Origin of the sequence: Pseudomonas migulae NBRC 103157, assembly GCF_002091715.1 — a bacterium.
GTDB classification, from domain to species: domain Bacteria; phylum Pseudomonadota; class Gammaproteobacteria; order Pseudomonadales; family Pseudomonadaceae; genus Aquipseudomonas; species Aquipseudomonas migulae_A.
This window is the reverse complement of sequence record NZ_BDAG01000020.1, coordinates 26,275-45,339: the sequence shown is the minus strand read 5'-3', so window position 1 is coordinate 45,339 and position 19,065 is coordinate 26,275. Positions and strand designations below refer to the sequence as shown.

The window sequence follows — 19,065 nt, the reverse complement described above, 5'->3', positions numbered from 1 at the left end:
TTCGCTTGGCAAAGTGAGGATCAGTGTTTGACGACAGGCCGGGAGGACTTCTGTACCTGGTCCCAGACCCGCAGGAAATTGCCGCCCCAGAGCTTGGCAATGTCGGTTTCGGTGTAGCCTCGGCTGATCAGTTCGGCGGTGACGTTGCGTGCCTCGCTCACGTCTTTCCAGCCGTTCAGGCCGCCACCGTCGTTGAAGTCGGAGCTGATGCCGACGTGGTCGATGCCGATTTTCTTCACCGCATAGTCGATGGCGTCGCCGTAATCCTTGAGAGTGGCTTTCGGTTCTTCATCGAGGATGCCGTAGAGCTGGCTGGCGTAGTCGCCGAAGCGTTGTTCCGACCACACGGTGATCACCGGGTCGCCCGGCATCAGTGCCATCTCCAGGCCTTGCAGCGGTTGCAGGTCGAAACGCGCACGCAGGGCGTTGAGTTTGTCCTGGGTGGCCTGGCTCAGGGGCTTGATGTAGGTTGGGAAACCGACGATCTGCACCACGCCGCCGCTGTGCTTGATCAGCTGCATTTCCTGGTCGCTGAGGTTGCGCGGGATGTCCACCAGCGCCCGTGGCGCCGAATGCGAGGCGACCATCGGCGCACGGCTCAACTGGCTGACTTGTTCCAGGGCCTGGGTCGACATTTGCGACACGTCGATGATCACGCCGAGGTCGTTCAGGCGATGTACCGCTTGCTTGCCCAGCTCCGACAGACCGCCCAGGGCGTCACGGGAATCATTGAAAAACGGCAACGGCCGGGACGAATCGGCCCAGGCGTTGTTGCCCACGTAACTGAAGCCGAACATGCGCATCCCTCGGGCGGCCCATTTGTCCAGGGCGTTGACGTCGTTACCCAGCGGGTAGGCGTTGAGCATGCTGATGAACACGGCGAACTTGCCCTCGCCATGCAGGCGCCGGAAGTCGTCCGGGGTGTAGGCAATGGCGACCTGATTGGGGAAGTCGCGCACTAGGGTGCTGATGATTTGGTAGCGGGTTTCCTGCTCGTGACGGGCTTCGTCGATGAACCCGGCGGTCGGGCGGTGCGGGGCGTTGTCGCCGTTCCAGATTTCGGGCCAGCCGAAAATGGTCAGCGCCGCGCCGGACAGGCGACCGCGTGCGGCCTTGACCAGGTCGAACTGGCCGCTGCCGTCCTTGTCGGCCTCGTTTTCGGCGGTGCCGAAATCCATCGGCACGGTGATGTGGCTGTCGAACGAGAGGATGCGCTCTTGCAGTTCATCGGCCTGTTTCATCACCGCGACCGGGTAGCCGGGGTTGTCCTTGAACCAGTAATCCCAGGCCGCAAACCCTGCCGCGCTAGCGATGGCCAGCGCCAGGGGCAGGCCAATGAAAAGAGCCTTTTTCGAACGAGGTTTTGTCATTGCCATCTCAGTCAGGTTCGCCGTCGGGGGTGCAGGCGCGGGGGCCTTTGCTATCTGGGAAGAACGAGTGGCCGGGTGAGAAATTTAGTGATGGTGATCCACTGTAGTAGCGAGCTTGCTCGCGATGGACGTAAACGATTACACGAGTTTTCTGGATGAACGCAGCGCTTTTGAGTCCATCGCGAGCAAGCTCGCTCCTACAGAAAGCTTCTAAATTTGTCGGGGCAACGAACGTTCTAGCTTGGATAAAGCCTGCTCCATGGCTGACACAGGTAGGGCAATGACGATTTCTCGACGATGGTTCCTGGCGGGTCTGGCACTGACCGGCGCCGCCGTGCCTGCGGCGTATTACGGGCATCGCGAACTGACAAGACCGGACCCGACGATTACCCCCGGCGAAGCCACATTTGACGTCGCGGATGTGGCCGGACAACGTCTGGCCAATACGCTGCAAGGCGTCTGGAACATTCGTTTCGAAGGCCGTGACGCCGGGCTCGACGGCTTGCCTCGCGAGGGGCTGCAGGTGTTGCTCGACGTCGGTCACAAGGGCCGTGGTCTCAATGGCTTTCTCGATACCTTTGATGCGCTGCGCGGCGAACCGACGCCGCGCTATCGCGTCCTCGGCGACCTGGCCGGCACGAACACCACCGAGTTGAGCTGGCGCTTGATCGATACCCGATCCCCGACCGGGACGCCGGACTACGAATTCACTTTCAAACTGGACGAAGTCTGGGCCGCCTTCGGCAATGCCGGCAGCGGCACCTTGAGCGGGCGCGTGTTGCGTCTGGATCGTCCGCTGGCCTTGACCGCTCAGGACCATCGTTTCGTCGCGGTCAAGCAAGTGTTCCCCGAGGCGCGGGAGCGCACAGGCCTGGGGCCGGCGTTGCTGGCGTGGCTGATTTCGCCCGAGCACCGCCTGTTCCATCAGCTCTGGCACGCTTCTCGAGACAAATGGCACACCTTGTCCGAAGACAAACGCAACGCCTTGCGCGGTATTGGCTGGCAACCGGGGCTTCGCGACAAGGAGCGCGATGCGCGCGGGCCGCGCAAGGATCGCAACGGCTCGGGCATCGACTTTTTTTTCATGCACCGCCATATGCTCGGCACCGCGCGCTCCTTGCAGGATTTGCCGTCCTGGCAGCAGTTTCCGTTGCCGCAACCGGAGCTGGTGCGCGATCGCCAGGGCTTTGCCCGTTACTTCGACAACCACGACGGCACCGCACTGCCACCGGCCTGGCGCGCCGAAGATGATGACGAGTATTCGCAGTGGGTCGCCGATCTCAAGACTGCCGAGACTTACCACAGCAATTTTCAGGTCTGGGAATCGCGCTACCGTGACCCGCGTTACTTGTCGAAGTTGACCTTGGGGCAGTTCGGTTCCGAGGTCGAGCTGGGCCTACATGACTGGCTGCACATGCGCTGGGCATCGGTGCCCCGCGACCCGTCCAACGGGCAGCCTGTGCCGTTTGCCCGTGACACTGCGGACTTCTCCGCGCGTTGGTTCACAGCGGAAAACGACTTCCTTGGCGACCCGTTTTCCTCCCATGTGAACCCGGTGTTCTGGCATTTCCATGGCTGGATCGATGACCGTCTAGAAGACTGGTTCCGCGCGCACGAGCGCTTTCATCCGGGTGAGGTGAGTCGGTTGGAGGTCCAGGGCGTGCCGTGGTTTGCGCCCGGTCGCTGGGTCGAGATCGACGATCCGTGGCTTGGCCCGAGTACCCATGGCTGCAACACCACGCCGGGGTTGCAGGCGGGCAAGTCGGTGGAAATGGACCCGGAAACCATGAAGCTGGCGCTGCGGATCACCTTTGGCGAAGACGAGAAGAAACTGGAGGATCTGTTCCGCAAAGTGCCGCAACGGCCGTGGTATGCGCGGAATCTGAAGGCCAAGCCGATGACCAGTTAATCAGGGGAACTGCGTTATCGTTCTTCGCGAGCAAGCCCGCTCCCACAATGGACCTGTGCATGCAGGGCTAATGTGGGCGCGGGCTTGCTCGCGAAGGCAGCCTGACAGACACCGCAATCTATAAAACCTGCCACCCACCCCCAAGCGCCTTGTACAACGCAACACTCGCCTGCAACCTCGCCAGACGCAGCTGCACATTCAAATCCTGCGCGGCATACAGCGCGCGCTGGGTTTCCAGCACCGTCAGCAAATCCTCGGCCCCGGCCTGATAGCGGCTTTGCGCAATGTCGAAAGCCGTTTGCGCCTGGTTCAACTCTTCACTCTGCCATTGGCGCTGGGCGTCCAGTCCGCGAATACCGGTCAGGGCTTTTTCCACGTCGGCAAAGCCGTTGATGATTGCGCCACGGTAGGTTTCCAGCAGTTCTTCCTGACGGGCCGTGGCTTTGTCGCGTTCGGCGCCGAGACGGCCGTTGTTGAAAATCGGCGCGACCAATCCGGCGGTGAGGTTGTAGAACGGGCTGCGCAGCACATCGTTGAAGGTATCGGCGCCAGAACCGATCTGGGCGCTCAAGGTCACTGTGGGCAGCATTTTCGCCCGGGCCACGGTCACATCGGCGTGTGCGGCTGCCAACTGCGCTTCGGCGCGAGCGATGTCCGGGCGGCGGTTGAGCAAGTCGCTGGGCACGCCCGCGCCGATGGCCGGCCAATTGAGCTGGTCGAAGCGCTGATCGTCGAGCTTCAACTCCTGAACCGGACGGCCGAGGAGGGCCGCGAGAGTGATCCGCGCTTCGTCGGTTTGTTGCTGCATCAGTGGCAGCTGCCGTTGTTGCGCGGCCACCAGGCTCTTTTGCTGGGCCAACTCCAGGGCGGTGGCCGAGCCTGAGTCGAAGCGGGTTTGTACCAGGCTCAAGACCTTTTGCGCGTTCGCCAGATTGAGCTGCGCGATACGGTGCTGCTCTTGCAGCGACAGGGCTTGCGCATAGGTGCTGGCGACAGCGCTGAGCAGCGTCAATTCCACCGTGTCGCGATCGAATTCACTGGCCCGCAGGCTGAATTGCGCACTGTCGCGGGAGGCGCGCTGGCCGCCCCAGAAATCGATTTCATAACTGGCGCTGAGGCTGGCGTCGAAGTAATCCACGGCCTTGTTGCTGTCGTCGGCGTCCAGTTGGCTGTAGCCGTTGCCGCGCATCAGCTTCTGGCGATTGGCGTTCCCTGCGGCCTTCACTTCCGGTAACAGCGAGCCGCCGGCGATCACGGTGGTGGCCTCTGCTTGGCGCACCCGGGCCAGTGCGGCCGCCAGGTCATAACTGCCGACGCGGGCCTGTTCAATCAGTTGATCGAGCTGCGGGCTGCCAAAGTGCGTCCACCACCGGGCGTTGCTCAACACGGCGTTTTCACTGTGCGCCGAATGCCAGGCGGGCGGCGGCTGCAGGCCACTGTCCTGACGCGGGTCCGGGCTGGCGCACGCACTGAGCAACACGCAGAGGGTCAACAGGCTGAGTGGCGCTTTCATAGATCGATCATTCACTGGTAAGGGCCGTGACCGGGTCGAGCCGGGCAGCTTTGCGAGCCGGCATGAAGCCGAAGACAACACCGGTGACCAAGGCGCAGCCGAAGGCACCGAGTACCGCTATCAAAGAAAACGCGACCGCGACTTCGCTGAGGATCAGCACGCCGCCGACGATCAACGCGAGGGCAATGCCGGCGAGGCCGCCGACCACCGAAAGCATCACCGCTTCGGTGAGGAACTGGCGCAGGATGTCGCGCTGTCGGGCGCCGGTGGCCATGCGGATGCCGATCTCGCGGGTGCGTTCGCGCACGGTCATGAGCATGATGTTCATCACGCCAATCCCGCCCACCAGCAGCGAAATCGCGGCGATCGAACCGAGCATCAGCGACAGGGTATTTTGCGTGCGTGCTTCGGCCTGGATCATTGCTGCGTTGTTGGTCAGCTCGAAATCCTTCTTGCCGTCGTGCAGGCGCAACATCAGCTGTTCGATGGCCATTTCTGTTTCTTTGACCTTGCGCGCATCAGCTGCCGCAATGGCCACGTATTCGGGGTTGTGAGTGCCGAACAGCCGGACGCTGGCGGCGGAATACGGGATGGCGATGCGGTCGTCGCTGTCGGTGTCGCCGGAGCTGGCACCTTTTTCCGCGAGCACGCCGACCACCTGGAACGGCACGTTTTCGATCAGGATGTATTGGCCGATCGGGTTGGCCACGTCCTTGAGCAGTTTGGTCCGCACCTTGTGGCCGATCACCGCGACAGCCGCTGCGTTGCGTTCATCGTCCTGGGTGAAATAGCTGCCTTCCACCACGGGCCAATTGAAGATCGCCGGGAAGTTGGTGTCGTTGCCGCCGACGTAGCTCAAGTGGTCGAGGTTGCCGAAGCGCACCCCGGCTTCCTCGCCGTTGACCGGCATGATGCGCGTCACCTGCGGCAGGCTGCCCACCGCCGCGACGTCATCGAGGGTGATGATGCCCGGCGGCGTTCGCGGGTTCGGGGCCGAGCCGCTGAGGTAAATGATGTTCGAGCCGAACGCGCCCATTTGCGCCATCACCTGACGCTTGCTGCCCTCGCCAACGGCCAGCATCACCACCACTGATGCGACGCCGATGATGATCCCGAGCAGCGTCAGGGCGGTGCGGAACTTGTTGATCCACATCACCCGCCACGCGGCATGCACGGCGTCCACCAGTTCGCCTTTCCAGGCCCCGGTGGCTTCAGCGCCTTCGCTCAGGCGCTTGCGCAGATCGACCGCTTGCAGGGCGCCGGGGTTGGCCGAGGTTTGCACGTCCGGGTTGTCATGGGCGCTGTCGCTGATGATCAACCCGTCGCGGATTTCGATGATGCGTTTGGCCCGGGCCGCGACTTCGCGGTCGTGGGTGATGAGGATGACCACGTGGCCCTGGCTCGCCAGTTCATCGAGCAGGGTCATGACCTCGGCGCCGCTGTGGCTGTCGAGGGCGCCGGTAGGTTCGTCGGCGAGGATGATGTGGCCGCCGTTCATCAAGGCACGGGCGATGGAGACGCGTTGCTGTTGGCCGCCGGAGAGTTGATGCGGGCGGTTGCCGGTGCGCGAGGCCAGGCCGAGGCGGTCGAGCAGGGCGGCGGCGCGGGCGTGGCGTTCGGCAGCCGGCAAGCCTGCGTAGATCGCCGGCATCTCGACGTTTTCCTGGGCCGAGCCGGACGGGATCAGGTGGTAGCCCTGGAACACAAAGCCAAAGGCTTCGCGACGCAGCCAGGCCAGTTCGTCGCTGTCGAGGGCGGCGACGTTTTCCCCGGCGAAACGGTATTCGCCCGAGGTCGGGCGGTCGAGGCAGCCGAGGATATTCATCAGCGTCGATTTGCCGGAACCGGAGGCGCCGACAATCGCCACGAATTCACCGGCATGGATCGACAGGTCGATGCCGCGCAACACGTGAACCTGTGGTGAATCGCCGCCGCCGTAGGATTTGCGGATGTCCTGCAGGTCGATCAGGGGCGTCAGCATTCAGCCGCCACTCCCGTCGGCCGGGCCGATCAACAGGTGATCGCCTTCCTGCAGGCCGTCAAGGATTTGCACCCGCAGGCGATCGCTTATCCCCGTACGCACCTCGCGTTGCTCGATAGCACCGTTTTTGGCCACGACCCGAGCGGTCTGGATGTTCGGTTGCGTACCGCCTTGCAACGCGGCGACGGGCGCGGTGAGCACGCCTTTTGCCTGGTCGGAAACGAAGAACACCTGGGTGGTCATTTCCGCCATCAGCGCGTTATCAGCGTTGTCGACGTCGAGCAACACGGTGTACAGCACCACGCGGGCGCTGCCGCTTTTGCTCGAGCTGGCCGGGCTGCCGCCTCCCTGGCTGGTCTGGTCCAACGGCTTGGGCGGCACCGGCAGAATTTGCCGCACGGTGCTGCTCCAGCGACGCTTGCCGCCGCTGAGTGTGGTGAACCAGGCGGTCATGCCGGGTTTGACGTGACCGATGTCGGCTTCCGAGACTTCGGCCCAGACGGTCATCGGCGACAACTTGGCGATGCGCAGGATCAACGGCGTTTGCTGTTGCGCATTCAGGGTCTGGCCTTCACGGGCATCGAGTGCAACAACGGTGCCGGACATCGGTGCGTAAATGCGCGTGTAGCCGAGCTCGGCCTGATCGCTGCGCAGGCTGGCCTGGGCCTGGCGGATCTGCGCCTGGAACATGTCGATGCGCGCCTGGGTGGCGCGCAGTTCTGCCTGGGCGGTTTGCACGTCTTCTTCGCGGGTGGCACCGCCGGCCTTGAGGTTCTGCTGACGCTGGAATTTTTGCCGGGCCAGTTCGTGTTGCGCCCGCTGTTCCTCGAGTTGGGCCTTGAGGTTTTCAATCGAGAATCGCCCGGCGTCGAGTTTGGCCTGTTGCGTGGACGGATCGATTTCCACCAGCAACTGGCCTTCCTTGATCACATCACCGACGTCCACATGGATCTTCTGGATCTGCCCGGACGCCTGCGCACCGACGTCCACGTAGCGTCGAGGTTGCAGGGTGCCGAGGGCCGTGACGCTGCTTTCGATGTCGCCGCGGCTGACTTGCACAGTGGCGAATTTGTCGCGGCCGGGCGGGATGACCTGCCAGGCAGCCACAGCGATAACGGGGATCAGGCAAAGCGCTACAAGCAGGGCGCGTCGGGTCTGTCGGGGACGTTTCATGCAGGGTTCCGGCCAATGGATATCGGCCCGTCGCTCAGCCTGCGCACGAAATTCGGCAACAGTTGAACGCTGTCGGGAAGCCGACAGAGACGGGGAGCTGTCCTGTAAACGAGGGACGCGGCGAGGAATTTAGCCCTCGACACAAGCCGACACAATCACATTGCGGGAGCGGCTGGGATCATATTCACAACACAAAACGTTGTAGGAGCCGGCTTGCTGGCGATGGACGAAAGTGCGCCGCGTTGATTCAGGCAGAACGCGTTATCGCTAACGACCATCGCCAGCAAGCCGGCTCCTACGGGGGGATCGGGTGCATAAAATAGCCGGTTGCAAGCAGTGAGTTTTAAACAGATCGAAGACTATTTATCGGGCAAATTGAAGCAATACTTTAAATCTATATGAGAATTACTATAAATTACACACTCGAATTGCCACTATCGTGCCACTGCCCATTTCGGCAGTCGTTGCGGTGGCTCAAGGATAGAAACCGCACCCCTGCGGCCGGGAGTCATGGTTGGAAAACTACTATCGCGAGCTGGTGTGTTTCCTCAACGCCAAGCTGGGCAACCGTCAGGTGGCCGAAGATGTGGTGCATGACGCTTATGTGCGGGTCCTGGAACGTTCCAGCGACACGCCGATCGAGCAGCCCCGGGCTTTCCTGTATCGCACCGCGCTGAACCTGGTGATCGACGACCATCGGCGCAATGCCTTGCGTCAGGTCGAATCGCTGGAAGTGCTCGACAACGAAGAGCGCTACTTCACCCCGTCCCCTCACAACTGCCTCGATCACGGCCAGCGCCTGGAGATGCTCCAGCGTGCGTTGGCGGAGTTGCCACGGCTGTGCCGTGAGAGTTTCCTGCTGCGCAAGATTGAAGGCCTGTCACATTCGGAGATCGCCGAACACCTGGGCATTTCCCGCGCGTTGGTGGAAAAGCACATCGTCAATGCGATGAAGCATTGCCGGGTGCGGATGCTGCAATGGGACGCCCACTGAGCGTTTGTTGTTAAATTTTATTTCATTGTCCTCGTTCCTACTCAACAGACGACCTGCTGTGCTCCCAAGGATCGCCAGGTCACTTAGGCTTCCTCCCCTTGTTGAGGGGTTCATCCAGAGGACACTGGAAATGACACAGGCAATTGCATCGCCCATCGTTCACGACCTGATCGGCGTCGGTTTCGGCCCTTCGAACCTGGCGTTGGCCATCGCTCTGCAAGAGCGCGGGCCGAGTCAGGGCGAGCTGGATGTTCTGTTTCTCGACAAGCAGGCGGACTATCGCTGGCACGGCAACACCCTGGTGACCCAGAGCGAATTGCAGATCTCCTTCCTCAAGGACCTGGTGACCCTGCGCAACCCGACCAGCCCGTATTCCTTCGTCAACTACCTCAAGCACCACGGCCGTCTGGTGGACTTCATCAACCTCGGCACCTTCTATCCGTGCCGCATGGAGTACAACGACTACCTGTGCTGGGTCGCCGGGCAGTTTGCCGAACAGAGCCGTTATGGCGAAGAAGTGCTGACCATCGAGCCGGTGTTGCACAACCAGCAGGTCGAAGCGCTGCGTGTGATCTCCCGCGATACCCAGGGCCAGCAACACGTGCGCACTGCCCGTTCGGTGGTGGTCAGCGCCGGTGGTACACCGCGCATTCCCGAAGCGTTCAAGGCGCTGAAGGATGACGGCCGGGTGTTCCACCACTCGCAGTACCTGGCGCAGATGGCCAAGCAGCCATGCGTGAACAATCAACCGATGAGCATTGCGATCATCGGTGGCGGGCAGAGCGCGGCGGAAGCCTTCATCGATCTGAACGACAGCTTCCCGTCGGTGCAGGTGGACATGATCCTGCGCGGTTCGGCGCTGAAGCCGGCGGACGATAGCCCGTTCGTCAACGAAGTGTTCTCGCCGGAATTCACCGACCTGGTGTTCCAGCAGGCGAGCAGCGAGCGTGAGCGTCTGGTCAACGAGTACCACAACACCAACTATTCGGTGGTGGACATTGACCTGATCGAACGCATCTACGGCATCTTCTATCGCCAGAAAGTCTCGGGCATTGCCCGTCATGCCTTCCGTACCCTGACCACTATCGAAAAGGCCACTGCCAACGAGCGCGGCATCGAACTGGCCCTGCGTAACAATGCGACCGGTGAAGTCACGGTCCGTCATTACGACGCCGTGGTACTGGCCACCGGTTATGAACGTCAGATGCACCGCAAACTGTTGGCGCCGCTGGAGCAATACCTCGGTGAATTCGAGGTGGACCGCAACTACAAACTGATCACCGACGAACGCTGCAAGGCCGGCATCTACATGCAGGGCTTCTGCCAGGCGAGCCATGGTTTGAGCGACACCCTGTTGTCGATCCTGCCGATTCGTGCGGATGAGATTGCCGGGTCATTGTATGAGCATGGCAAGAGCCGGGGGCATGGTCGTTCGGTGATGGATTTGTTGTTGGCGACAGCCAGTTAGGATCTTTGGCGCTTGTCAGGCCGCCATCGCCAGCAAGCCGGCTCCCACAGGGGAATGCGATCACCTGTAGGAGCCGGCTTGCTGGCGATAGCGGTCTGAACAACAGCACAAAATATCGAATCCTGAACCCTTCCTGAAGAACCCCGCAATTCCCCAACGACTTGCCAATCCTTCGTTTACTCTCCACAAATCGGGGCGTAAGCTTCGCGCGTTTTCATCAATAGCGGAGACCCACAGTGGGTACTTGTTCGAGTGACAGTAGTCGGCCGGTTCCAGTAACCGGCACATCCTCGGCAAGATAACGCGCACATTTCTTGTGCCGTTGTCTCGCCGAAAAAGCGAGCAGCGGCCTCCCGATCGCGGCCAGTCATGGTCCGTGTCCCGACGTCCTCTCATCGACGCTGAACCGTGCGTGATGTTCGACTTGTTGTCGTCATCGCGGCGCACCGACACGCCTGCTGGAAGGTTTCCCGGCTGACCCTGGGGGAACTGCCATGAACCTGACCTTGCTCAAGGAATTCTTCGCCGGATTCTTGCGTACCCGCCACATCGCCCGACACTTCCGTCGCCTGGCGCTGCTGGAAAACTTCACTGAAACCACGGTCAGCCGCGAGGTGCCGCCGACACTGGCGCAAACCCTGGTGAGCGCCGCCAACAGCGACACCGACCAACTGCTGGACAACCTGAACAGCCACACTGACGGCCTGAGCGAAGCCGAAGCCGATGCATTGCGCGTGCAATTCGGTCTCAACGAAGTCGAGCACGAGCAACCGCTGCCGTGGTGGATTCACCTGTGGCACTGCTACAAAAATCCGTTCAACCTGCTGCTGACATTGCTCGCGGTCATCTCCTGGCTGACCGAAGACATGAAAGCCGCCATAGTGATTTTCTCGATGGTGGTGCTCTCGACACTGCTGCGCTTCTGGCAGGAAACCAAATCCAACCAGGCGGCCGATTCGCTCAAGGCGATGGTCAGCAACACCGCCACGGTGATGCGTCGCGATGCCCTGCGAACCGAAGTGCCGATCAAATTGTTGGTGCCGGGCGATCTGATCGTGCTCTCGGCCGGCGACATGATTCCCGCCGATTGCCGGGTGCTTAACGCCAAGGACCTGTTCGTCAGTCAGGCAGCCATGACCGGTGAATCGATGCCGGTGGAAAAATTCCCTCGCCAGCAGGACAGCGACACGAGCAACCCGCTGGACCTCGACAACATCTTGTTCATGGGCACCAACGTGGTGTCCGGGACCGCGATTGCGGTGACTCTGACCACGGGCAACAGCACCTATTTCGGTGCGCTGGCCCAGCGGGTCGGTGCTACCGACCGCGCGCCGACGTCGTTCCAGACCGGGGTCAACAAAGTCAGCTGGCTGCTGATCCGCTTCATGTTCGTCATGGCGCCGCTGGTGCTGTTCATCAACGGTTTCACCAAAGGCGACTGGACCGAAGCGCTGCTGTTCGCGCTGTCGATTGCCGTGGGTCTGACCCCGGAAATGCTGCCGATGATCGTCACCTCGACGCTGGCGAAAGGTGCGGTGTTCCTGTCGCGCAAAAAAGTCATCGTCAAACGCCTCGACGCGATCCAGAACTTCGGCGCCATGGACGTGCTGTGCACGGACAAGACCGGTACCCTGACCCAGGACAAAATCTTTCTGGCGCGCAACGTCGACGTCTGGGGCAACGACTCCGACGACGTGCTGGAAATGGCCTACCTCAACAGCTACTACCAGACCGGCCTGAAAAACCTGCTGGACGTGGCGGTGCTCGAACACGTCGAAATCCACCGTGAGCTGAAAGTCGGCACGGCGTTTCACAAAGTCGACGAGATCCCGTTCGACTTCACCCGGCGGCGCATGTCGGTGGTGGTTGCCGAGCGCGGTCAACCGCATCTGTTGATCTGCAAAGGTGCGGTGGAAGAGGTGTTGGCGGTGTGCACGCGGGTGCGTCACGGCGAACACGATGAAGCACTGAGCGATGAACTGCTGGCGCAAATTCGTCAGGTCACCGCCTCGTTCAATGCCGAAGGACTTCGCGTAGTGGCGGTTGCCGCGCGGCCAATGATCGAGGGGCGCGACACTTACAGCCTGGCGGATGAGCAGGCCCTGACGCTGATCGGTTACGTGGCGTTTCTCGATCCGCCGAAGGAAAGCACTGCGCCGGCCTTGAAAGCGCTGGCCGCACATGGTGTGGCGGTGAAAGTGCTGACCGGCGACAACGAACTGGTGACCGCGAAGATCTGCCGCGAAGTCGGCCTGGAGCAGCAAGGCCTGCTGATGGGCAACGACATCGAGCGCATGACGGACGCTGAACTGGCGCGGGCGGTGGAGACCACCAACGTCTTCGCCAAACTGACGCCGTCGCACAAGGAACGCATCGTCCGTCTGCTCAAAGGCAACGGCCACGTGGTCGGGTTCATGGGCGATGGCATCAACGACGCCCCAGCCCTGCGCACCGCCGACATCGGTATCTCGGTGGACAGCGCCGTGGACATCGCCAAGGAAGCGGCGGACATCATCCTGCTGGAGAAAAGCCTGATGGTCCTGGAGGAGGGCGTGCTGGAAGGGCGGCGGACCTTCGCCAACATGCTCAAGTACATCAAAATGACCGCGAGTTCGAACTTCGGCAACGTGTTCTCGGTGCTGGTGGCCAGCGCGTTCATCCCGTTCCTGCCGATGCTGCCGATGCACCTGTTGGTGCAGAACCTGCTCTACGACATTTCGCAGATCGCCATCCCGTTCGATAACGTCGATGAAGACATGCTCAAGCAACCCCAGCGCTGGCAGCCGGCGGACGTCGGGCGCTTCATGCTGTTTTTCGGGCCGATCAGTTCGATCTTCGACATCACCACGTTCGCCTTGATGTGGTACGTGTTCGACGCCAATACCCCGGACCATCAAACCCTGTTCCAGTCCGGCTGGTTCGTGGTCGGTCTGCTGACGCAGACGCTGATCGTGCACATGATCCGTACGCCGAAGATTCCGTTCCTGCAAAGCCGTGCGGCCATGCCGCTGATGGTGATGACCGGGATCATCATGGCCGTGGGGATTTTCCTGCCGATGGGACCGCTGGCGCACTACTTCAAACTGCAGGCGCTGCCATCGCTGTACTTCGTGTTCCTGCCGGTGATTCTGCTGGCGTACATGGCGCTGACCCAGGCCGTGAAGGGGTTCTATATCCGCCGGTTCGGCTGGCAGTAATGCCGCAGTACAACAATCTCCTTGTGGGAGCGGGCTTGCTCGCGAATGCGATGTATCAGTCACCATCATCATTGACTGACCCACCGCTTTCGCGAGCAAGCCCGCTCCCACAGGGGGCGTGTGTTTTTCAAAGGATTCATCATGCAAGCACTCAACAACATCAACCTGACCTCGCTGGTCGACACCCTGGTCAGCCTAAGCGCGGCCTTCATCCTCGGTGGCCTGATCGGCTTCGAACGCCAATACCGTCAACGCACCGCCGGCCTGCGCACCAATGTGCTGGTGGCGGTGGGCGCGGCGATTTTCGTCGACATGGCCAACCGCCTCGGCGGCGCCGAAGGGGCGGTGCGGGTGGTCGCCTACGTGGTCTCCGGCATCGGCTTTCTCGGTGCCGGGGTGATCATGCGCGAAGAGGGCAACGTGCGTGGCCTCAACACTGCGGCAACGCTTTGGGCCTCGGCGGCGGTCGGTGCCTGCGCCGGTGCCGACCTGGTCCTTGAAGCCTTGCTCGGTACGCTGTTCGTGCTGGCGGCCAATACCTTGCTGCGGCCGATCGTCAATAACATCAACCGTCAGCCGCTGGATGTGATTTCGGCTGAAGTCACCAACATCGTTTACGTGATCGCCCGACGTTCGCAGCAGAAAGCAGTACTGGCGCTGCTCGAGGCGGAACTCGAACGCAGCAATTACCCGGCGAGCGACGTGGACGTACACGCATTCGGCACCGAGGAAATCGAGGTGGAAGCGACGCTCGCGACGACGTCGGTGGACGGGGATGAACTGGACGCACTGGTGGCGCGGATTTCGACGTCGACGCTGGTGGTGCAGGCGTTCTGGAGCCCGAGTACGACAGAGTAATGGTGCGGAGGGTAAAAGATCGCAGCCTGCGGCAGCGCCTACACGGTACGCCGCAATCCTGTAGGAGCTGCCGCAGGCTGCGATCTTTTGACTTTATTTTCCCCCTCCTGCGTCCTGGATTTTAGGAATAGTCCTACAGAAAGCTCGTTGGCTCTTCCGTAGCCTTGCAGCCTCACGAATCTGAAACCCTCCTGGGGGCCCCGGTTGCCGAACAAAGCGTTACGTATCCTGATTGCCGACGAGCAGCATTTCCAGCGGCTGAGAATCGAGCGCCTGTTCAACCGGCTCGACTATTACCGCGTGGCACCGGTTCAAGACCTTGCGGAATTGCTGACGCTGGTCGATTACGGGAGCGAGCCTTTTGATCTGGTGGTCATCAATGCCTCGCTGGCGGGTGAAGCGTTCGATCTGCCCGGTTTCTTCCTCGATAACCCACAGGTTCACCACGCATTGATCTATGACGGCGAGCAGATGAAGTGGCCGTCGATCCCTGCCTGCGGCCAGCAGAAGGTTCAGGTGAGCCTCGCCGCGCTGCCTGATCTGGCGTGCATTCAGCGGTTGATGACAGCGGTTGATCCGCGATTGCCGTTCGTCGGCACTGTCATTTCTGTCAGGTAGTCTGGCGCGGATATCCATGCAACAGTCTTCGCGCAGCCCTACGTACTACCCGGACCTGGTTCATGGGTATTGATTGCTCAATTGTCGTGCCTTTGCACAGGAGTTGCCATGAAGCCAGCGAGATCAGTGGTGGTCGCGGACGACCATCCGGTGGTTTGCGCAGCCGTCAGAATCCTGCTTAGACAGGAGGGGTTTGATCCGATTCACGAGGTATCCAGCGGCAACGAGGTCTTTTCGGCGATTCGTGAGCATCAACCTGATCTGGTGGTGCTGGATCTGATGATGCCCCGTCTCGGCGGGCTGGAAGTACTGGCCCGCATCCAGGCCAGTGATGAGCGATGCCGAGTACTGGTTTTCACCGGCCAGGACCCTCGGTTTTATCAAGACCGTTGCATGCGTGCCGGCGCCAGGGCGTATGTTTCCAAGGCCAACGATTTGCAGCATTTGCACGAAGCGGTACTCGCGGTGATGGCCGGTTACACCTATTTCGCCAAGCTGCCGTCGAGTTCGGTGGCGCTGAGCACAATGCAACGCAGCGAGAATGAGTTGATCGACAATCTCTCCGACCGTGAACTGACCATCCTGCTGTACCTGGCCAAGGGATTGGGCAACAAGGCAATCGCCGAACTCATGAACCTGAGTCCCAAGACCACCAGCACCTACAAGACCCGGCTGAAAGAAAAACTCAACATTGAATCCAATGTTCACCTGAGTCATTTCGCCAAACGCAATCATCTGATCTGAATGAAGACCTTCCGACGTCCGCGTTGCCTGCTACTTCTCGCGCTGCTGGGTTGTCTATGGATATCCAGCGTCTGCGCACAACCGCAAACCCTGACATTGCTGGGACGCTCCACCGTCGACGGCTATGACGTCAAACTCTCGGATGCCGACTCGCGGTTGCTGCGGCAAAAGGGCCGGTTGTTGCTGGCCATCTCGGCGCCGGATTATCCGCCCTTCGACATCACCACCACCGGCACGGATTACGAGGGATTGACGGCTGATTATGCCGGGCTGCTCAAGCAGCTATTGCACGTGGAAATCGATGTTCGCCGCTACAAATCGCGGGGCGAGGCAGTGCGGGCGATCAAGGAAGGCAAGGCTGATCTGCTGGCAACTGCCAATCGTTACGAGGTCGAGGACCCGCAGTTGCGGATGTCCGGCGCCTATGCGGACGATCAACCCGTCGTGCTGACCCGCACGGATTCGGCTGCGCCGCTCGACCCTGACCTGGCCGGCAAACGGCTGGCGATGCTCTACCACTATTTGCCCGAGCAGCACGTGCGGGCGTTTTATCCCAAGGCGGATGTCGAGCTGTTTCCCTCGACGCTTGAAGCAGTGGGGGCCGTAGCGTTCCGTCAGGCGGACGCTGTCCTCAGCGATGCCATCAGCGCCAACTACCTGATCAGCAAAAACTACCTCAACAATGTTCAACTGGCCGATTTTGCGCTTCTGGAGTCCGGGCGTTTCGCGTTCGCCATGAGCCGCGACAATCTTCAGCTGCAACGCATCGTCAACCGGGCGCTGACGGCGATCCCGACCAATGAACGGATGAACATCCTGCGTCGATGGGGCGGCAGCGGGACCTCCATCGCAGGTACTCAGGCCCCGCTCTTCAGCGTGCTCGAGCAACGCTGGATCGACGATCATCCGCGCGTGCGAGTGGCGATCAACGAAAACCTCATGCCGATTTCCTTTCGCGACAGTGAGGGTAAGTACCGGGGCATCAGCATTGATGTGTTGGCAAAAATCAGTCTGCGCACAGGCCTGAAGTTCGACATTCAACCCATCCGGTCAGTGGCTGAAATGCTGGAATGGATCAAGACCGGACAGATCGATCTGGTCGCCGGGATAAGCCCCAGCATCGAACGTGAAACCGAGTTGCGCTTTACCCGACCGTTTTTGACCAGCCCTAATGTGCTGGTGACACGTATTGAGCCGGGCAGTCCCCGAACACTGGATGACATGGCGGGGAAAACGCTGGCCATCACCCAGGGCAACAGTGCCGGTGAATTCATTCGTCAGCACTTTCCGCACATTGAACTGGTCAATGCGTCATTGACGGCGCAAGCGATGGAACTGGTTGCCCAAGGCAAGGCTGACGGCGGCATCAACTCGCTGATCGGCGCGAGGGTCATGATTTCCCGGCAGTATCGGGACCAGTTGCAGGTGACCAGCACCGTCGGCACCGACCCGGCCCGTGCCACCCTGGCGACCGGTCGTGAGGCGGTGCTGCTGCATTCGATTCTGGACAAGGCGCTGCTCAGCATTCCACCGGAAGAAATCGATGAAATGACGGGCTACTGGCGCAATGACCTGATGGTCGAGCCAAGCTTCTGGCTGGGCCATCGCCGGGACATTTTCCAGGCCTTTGCCGCCGCCGGCGCCTTGTTGTTGCTGGCGCTGGCCTGGATCGCCTGGCAACGTCGACAGATTCGCCTGCGTCAGCAATTGCTCAGTCAGTTGCAGGACGCCAAGGACGCCGCGGACGACGCCAACCGTGCGAAAACCACGTTTCTGGCAACCATGAGCCATGAAATCCGCACGCCGATGAATGCGCTGCTAGGCATGCTTGAACTGGCATTGAAACGAGCGGATGAAGGCGTTATTGACCGCCCGGCCATCGAAGTGGCGTCCAGTGCCGGCCAACAATTGCTGGCGTTGATTGGCGACATTCTGGACATCGCGCGTATCGAGTCCGGGCATTTGTCCCTGACACCGGAACGGGCCAATTTGCGCTCGCTGGTCGAGTCGGTATGCCGGGTTTTTGAAGGTCTGGCGCGGCAGAAAAACCTGGAGTGGCGTGTCGAACTGGGCGATCAAAGCGATTGCGATGTGTTGATCGACCCCACGCGCTTCAAGCAGGTGCTGTCCAATTTGCTGGGCAACGCGATCAAGTTTACCGGCGAAGGCGAAGTGAGCCTGACGCTGCGGGTCGAACCTGGCGTGGCGGGGCATCTGGCGGTCAGCGTGCGCATTGCAGACACCGGCATTGGCATCAGCGCACTCGATCAGCAGCGACTGTTCAGTTCGTTCGTGCAGGCCGGTAACAATCCGCATTCAGGCCGGCAAGGTTCCGGGCTGGGGTTAGTGATCAGCCGGACTTTATGCGAAATGATGGGCGGGCGGTTGCTCCTCGAAAGCACGCTTGGACGTGGTACGCGGATCGATGTCTGCCTCGAACTGCCCCTGTTGCCTGCGCTGCCCTCCTGCGTTGTGTCCGAAGACAAAGGGCTGCCGCAGACGCGTCCGCTGACGATTCTGGTGGTCGATGACTACTCGGCCAATCGTCTGTTGATGTCTCGGCAGCTGGGCTATCTGGGGCATAGCGTGATGGTCGCCGAAGAGGGGCGGCAAGGGTTGGAGCGGTGGCGCGAATTTCAATTCGATGTGGTCATGACCGATTGCAACATGCCGGTGCTCAACGGGTATGAGTTGACGGGGGCGATACGCGATGAAGAGCGTGCGCAAGGATTGCCGCCAACGCTGATTCTGGGGTTGACCGCCAATGCGCAGCCCGATGAGAAGGCCCGTTGCCTGGAGGCGGGCATGGACGACTGCCTGTTCAAACCGATCGGCCTGCCGGATCTGAGTGCCTGGTTGGCCTCGAAATTTACCGGCGGCCAGGAATCGACCACCGAAGCACCTTCAAACACCGAGATCGATCTGAGCGGTCTGCTGCAATACGTCGGCGGCGATCATGAATTGATCACGCAATTGCTACGCGACGTGGTCATGACCAATCGCACGGATCGCGATGAACTGCTCGAGGCGCATGCGAGCGGCGAGCAGCAGGTGCTTTACACGCTCGCGCACCGTATCAAGGGCGGGGCGTTGATGGTTCGGGCGGTCAGCCTGATCGAGTGTTGCGAGGCACTGGAGTGTGCGTGCAGGGAAGGCCATGCTGCGCAGATCGACGTCGCGGTCGACCAGTTGCAACAGGCCATGATGCGGCTGGACCAAAGCCTGGCGCAGGGTTGACGG

At 61.0% G+C, this 19,065-nt stretch carries 12 protein-coding genes; 8 read left to right on the top strand and 4 right to left on the bottom strand.

What is annotated here, in order from left to right:
- Positions 1-20 precede the first annotated feature (20 nt).
- Positions 21-1,370 carry a pyoverdine-tailoring dipeptidase-like protein PvdM gene (pvdM, locus tag PMI01S_RS16420; RefSeq protein ID WP_084321035.1) on the bottom strand — a complete coding sequence of 450 codons (1,350 nt, stop codon included), beginning with the start codon at positions 1,368-1,370 and terminating at the stop codon, positions 21-23.
- Between the two features lie 280 nt (positions 1,371-1,650).
- Here pvdM and pvdP point away from each other — a divergent pair, with 280 nt between their 5' ends.
- The gene (gene pvdP / locus PMI01S_RS16415; RefSeq protein WP_084321034.1) at positions 1,651-3,279 is read left to right on the top strand and encodes a pyoverdine maturation tyrosinase PvdP; all 1,629 of its coding nucleotides are present in this window, start codon (positions 1,651-1,653) and stop codon (positions 3,277-3,279) included.
- 118 nt (positions 3,280-3,397) lie between these two features.
- Here the strand turns inward: pvdP and PMI01S_RS16410 are convergent, their stop codons facing one another.
- The 3 genes from PMI01S_RS16410 to PMI01S_RS16400 are packed head-to-tail and all read right to left on the bottom strand — an operon-like array spanning position 3,398 to position 7,946.
- A complete protein-coding gene (locus PMI01S_RS16410) occupies positions 3,398-4,792 on the bottom strand; it encodes an efflux transporter outer membrane subunit (RefSeq protein WP_084321033.1) in 1,395 nt (464 codons plus the stop codon).
- A 7-nt stretch (positions 4,793-4,799) separates the two neighbouring features.
- Positions 4,800-6,773 carry a MacB family efflux pump subunit gene (locus PMI01S_RS16405; protein WP_084321032.1) on the bottom strand — a complete coding sequence of 658 codons (1,974 nt, stop codon included), beginning with the start codon at positions 6,771-6,773 and terminating at the stop codon, positions 4,800-4,802.
- Positions 6,774-7,946, bottom strand: coding sequence for an efflux RND transporter periplasmic adaptor subunit (locus tag PMI01S_RS16400; RefSeq protein WP_084321031.1), 1,173 nt, complete (start codon positions 7,944-7,946; stop codon positions 6,774-6,776).
- A gap of 514 nt (positions 7,947-8,460) precedes the next feature.
- Between PMI01S_RS16400 and PMI01S_RS16395 the strand changes: the two genes are divergently transcribed.
- From PMI01S_RS16395 to PMI01S_RS16365, 7 genes are all read left to right on the top strand, one after another.
- Entirely contained in the window at positions 8,461-8,940 is a 480-nt protein-coding gene (locus PMI01S_RS16395; RefSeq protein WP_084321030.1) for a sigma-70 family RNA polymerase sigma factor, read from the top strand.
- A 130-nt stretch (positions 8,941-9,070) separates the two neighbouring features.
- Complete coding sequence (locus tag PMI01S_RS16390) at positions 9,071-10,408, top strand: lysine N(6)-hydroxylase/L-ornithine N(5)-oxygenase family protein (protein ID WP_084321029.1); 1,338 nt, start codon at positions 9,071-9,073, stop codon at positions 10,406-10,408.
- 494 nt (positions 10,409-10,902) lie between these two features.
- On the top strand, positions 10,903-13,605 hold the full coding sequence (mgtA, locus tag PMI01S_RS16385; RefSeq protein WP_084321028.1) for a magnesium-translocating P-type ATPase: 2,703 nt from the start codon (positions 10,903-10,905) through the stop codon (positions 13,603-13,605).
- A 141-nt stretch (positions 13,606-13,746) separates the two neighbouring features.
- Complete coding sequence (locus PMI01S_RS16380; RefSeq protein ID WP_084321027.1) at positions 13,747-14,463, top strand: MgtC/SapB family protein; 717 nt, start codon at positions 13,747-13,749, stop codon at positions 14,461-14,463.
- 204 nt (positions 14,464-14,667) lie between these two features.
- A complete protein-coding gene (locus tag PMI01S_RS16375; RefSeq protein ID WP_084321026.1) occupies positions 14,668-15,081 on the top strand; it encodes an ANTAR domain-containing protein in 414 nt (137 codons plus the stop codon).
- A 108-nt stretch (positions 15,082-15,189) separates the two neighbouring features.
- A complete protein-coding gene (locus tag PMI01S_RS16370) occupies positions 15,190-15,825 on the top strand; it encodes a response regulator transcription factor (RefSeq protein WP_084321025.1) in 636 nt (211 codons plus the stop codon).
- Positions 15,826-19,062, top strand: a complete 3,237-nt coding sequence (locus tag PMI01S_RS16365; RefSeq protein WP_084321024.1) for a transporter substrate-binding domain-containing protein — start codon at positions 15,826-15,828, stop codon at positions 19,060-19,062. It begins immediately after the preceding gene.
- Positions 19,063-19,065: the final 3 nt, after the last annotated feature.

Excerpts from the sequence above, each read along its gene's own strand:
- PMI01S_RS16405 (WP_084321032.1), bottom strand. The coding sequence starts at position 6,773 with ATGCTGACGCCCCTGATCGACCTGCAGGACATCCGCAAATCCTACGGC.
- PMI01S_RS16380 (WP_084321027.1), top strand. The coding sequence starts at position 13,747 with ATGCAAGCACTCAACAACATCAACCTGACCTCGCTGGTCGACACCCTG.
- mgtA (WP_084321028.1), top strand. The coding sequence starts at position 10,903 with ATGAACCTGACCTTGCTCAAGGAATTCTTCGCCGGATTCTTGCGTACC.
- pvdM (WP_084321035.1), bottom strand. The coding sequence starts at position 1,370 with ATGACAAAACCTCGTTCGAAAAAGGCTCTTTTCATTGGCCTGCCCCTG.
- PMI01S_RS16410 (WP_084321033.1), bottom strand. The coding sequence starts at position 4,792 with ATGAAAGCGCCACTCAGCCTGTTGACCCTCTGCGTGTTGCTCAGTGCG.
- PMI01S_RS16365 (WP_084321024.1), top strand. The coding sequence starts at position 15,826 with ATGAAGACCTTCCGACGTCCGCGTTGCCTGCTACTTCTCGCGCTGCTG.
- PMI01S_RS16390 (WP_084321029.1), top strand. The coding sequence starts at position 9,071 with ATGACACAGGCAATTGCATCGCCCATCGTTCACGACCTGATCGGCGTC.
- PMI01S_RS16370 (WP_084321025.1), top strand. The coding sequence starts at position 15,190 with ATGAAGCCAGCGAGATCAGTGGTGGTCGCGGACGACCATCCGGTGGTT.
- pvdP (WP_084321034.1), top strand. The coding sequence starts at position 1,651 with ATGACGATTTCTCGACGATGGTTCCTGGCGGGTCTGGCACTGACCGGC.
- PMI01S_RS16400 (WP_084321031.1), bottom strand. The coding sequence starts at position 7,946 with ATGAAACGTCCCCGACAGACCCGACGCGCCCTGCTTGTAGCGCTTTGC.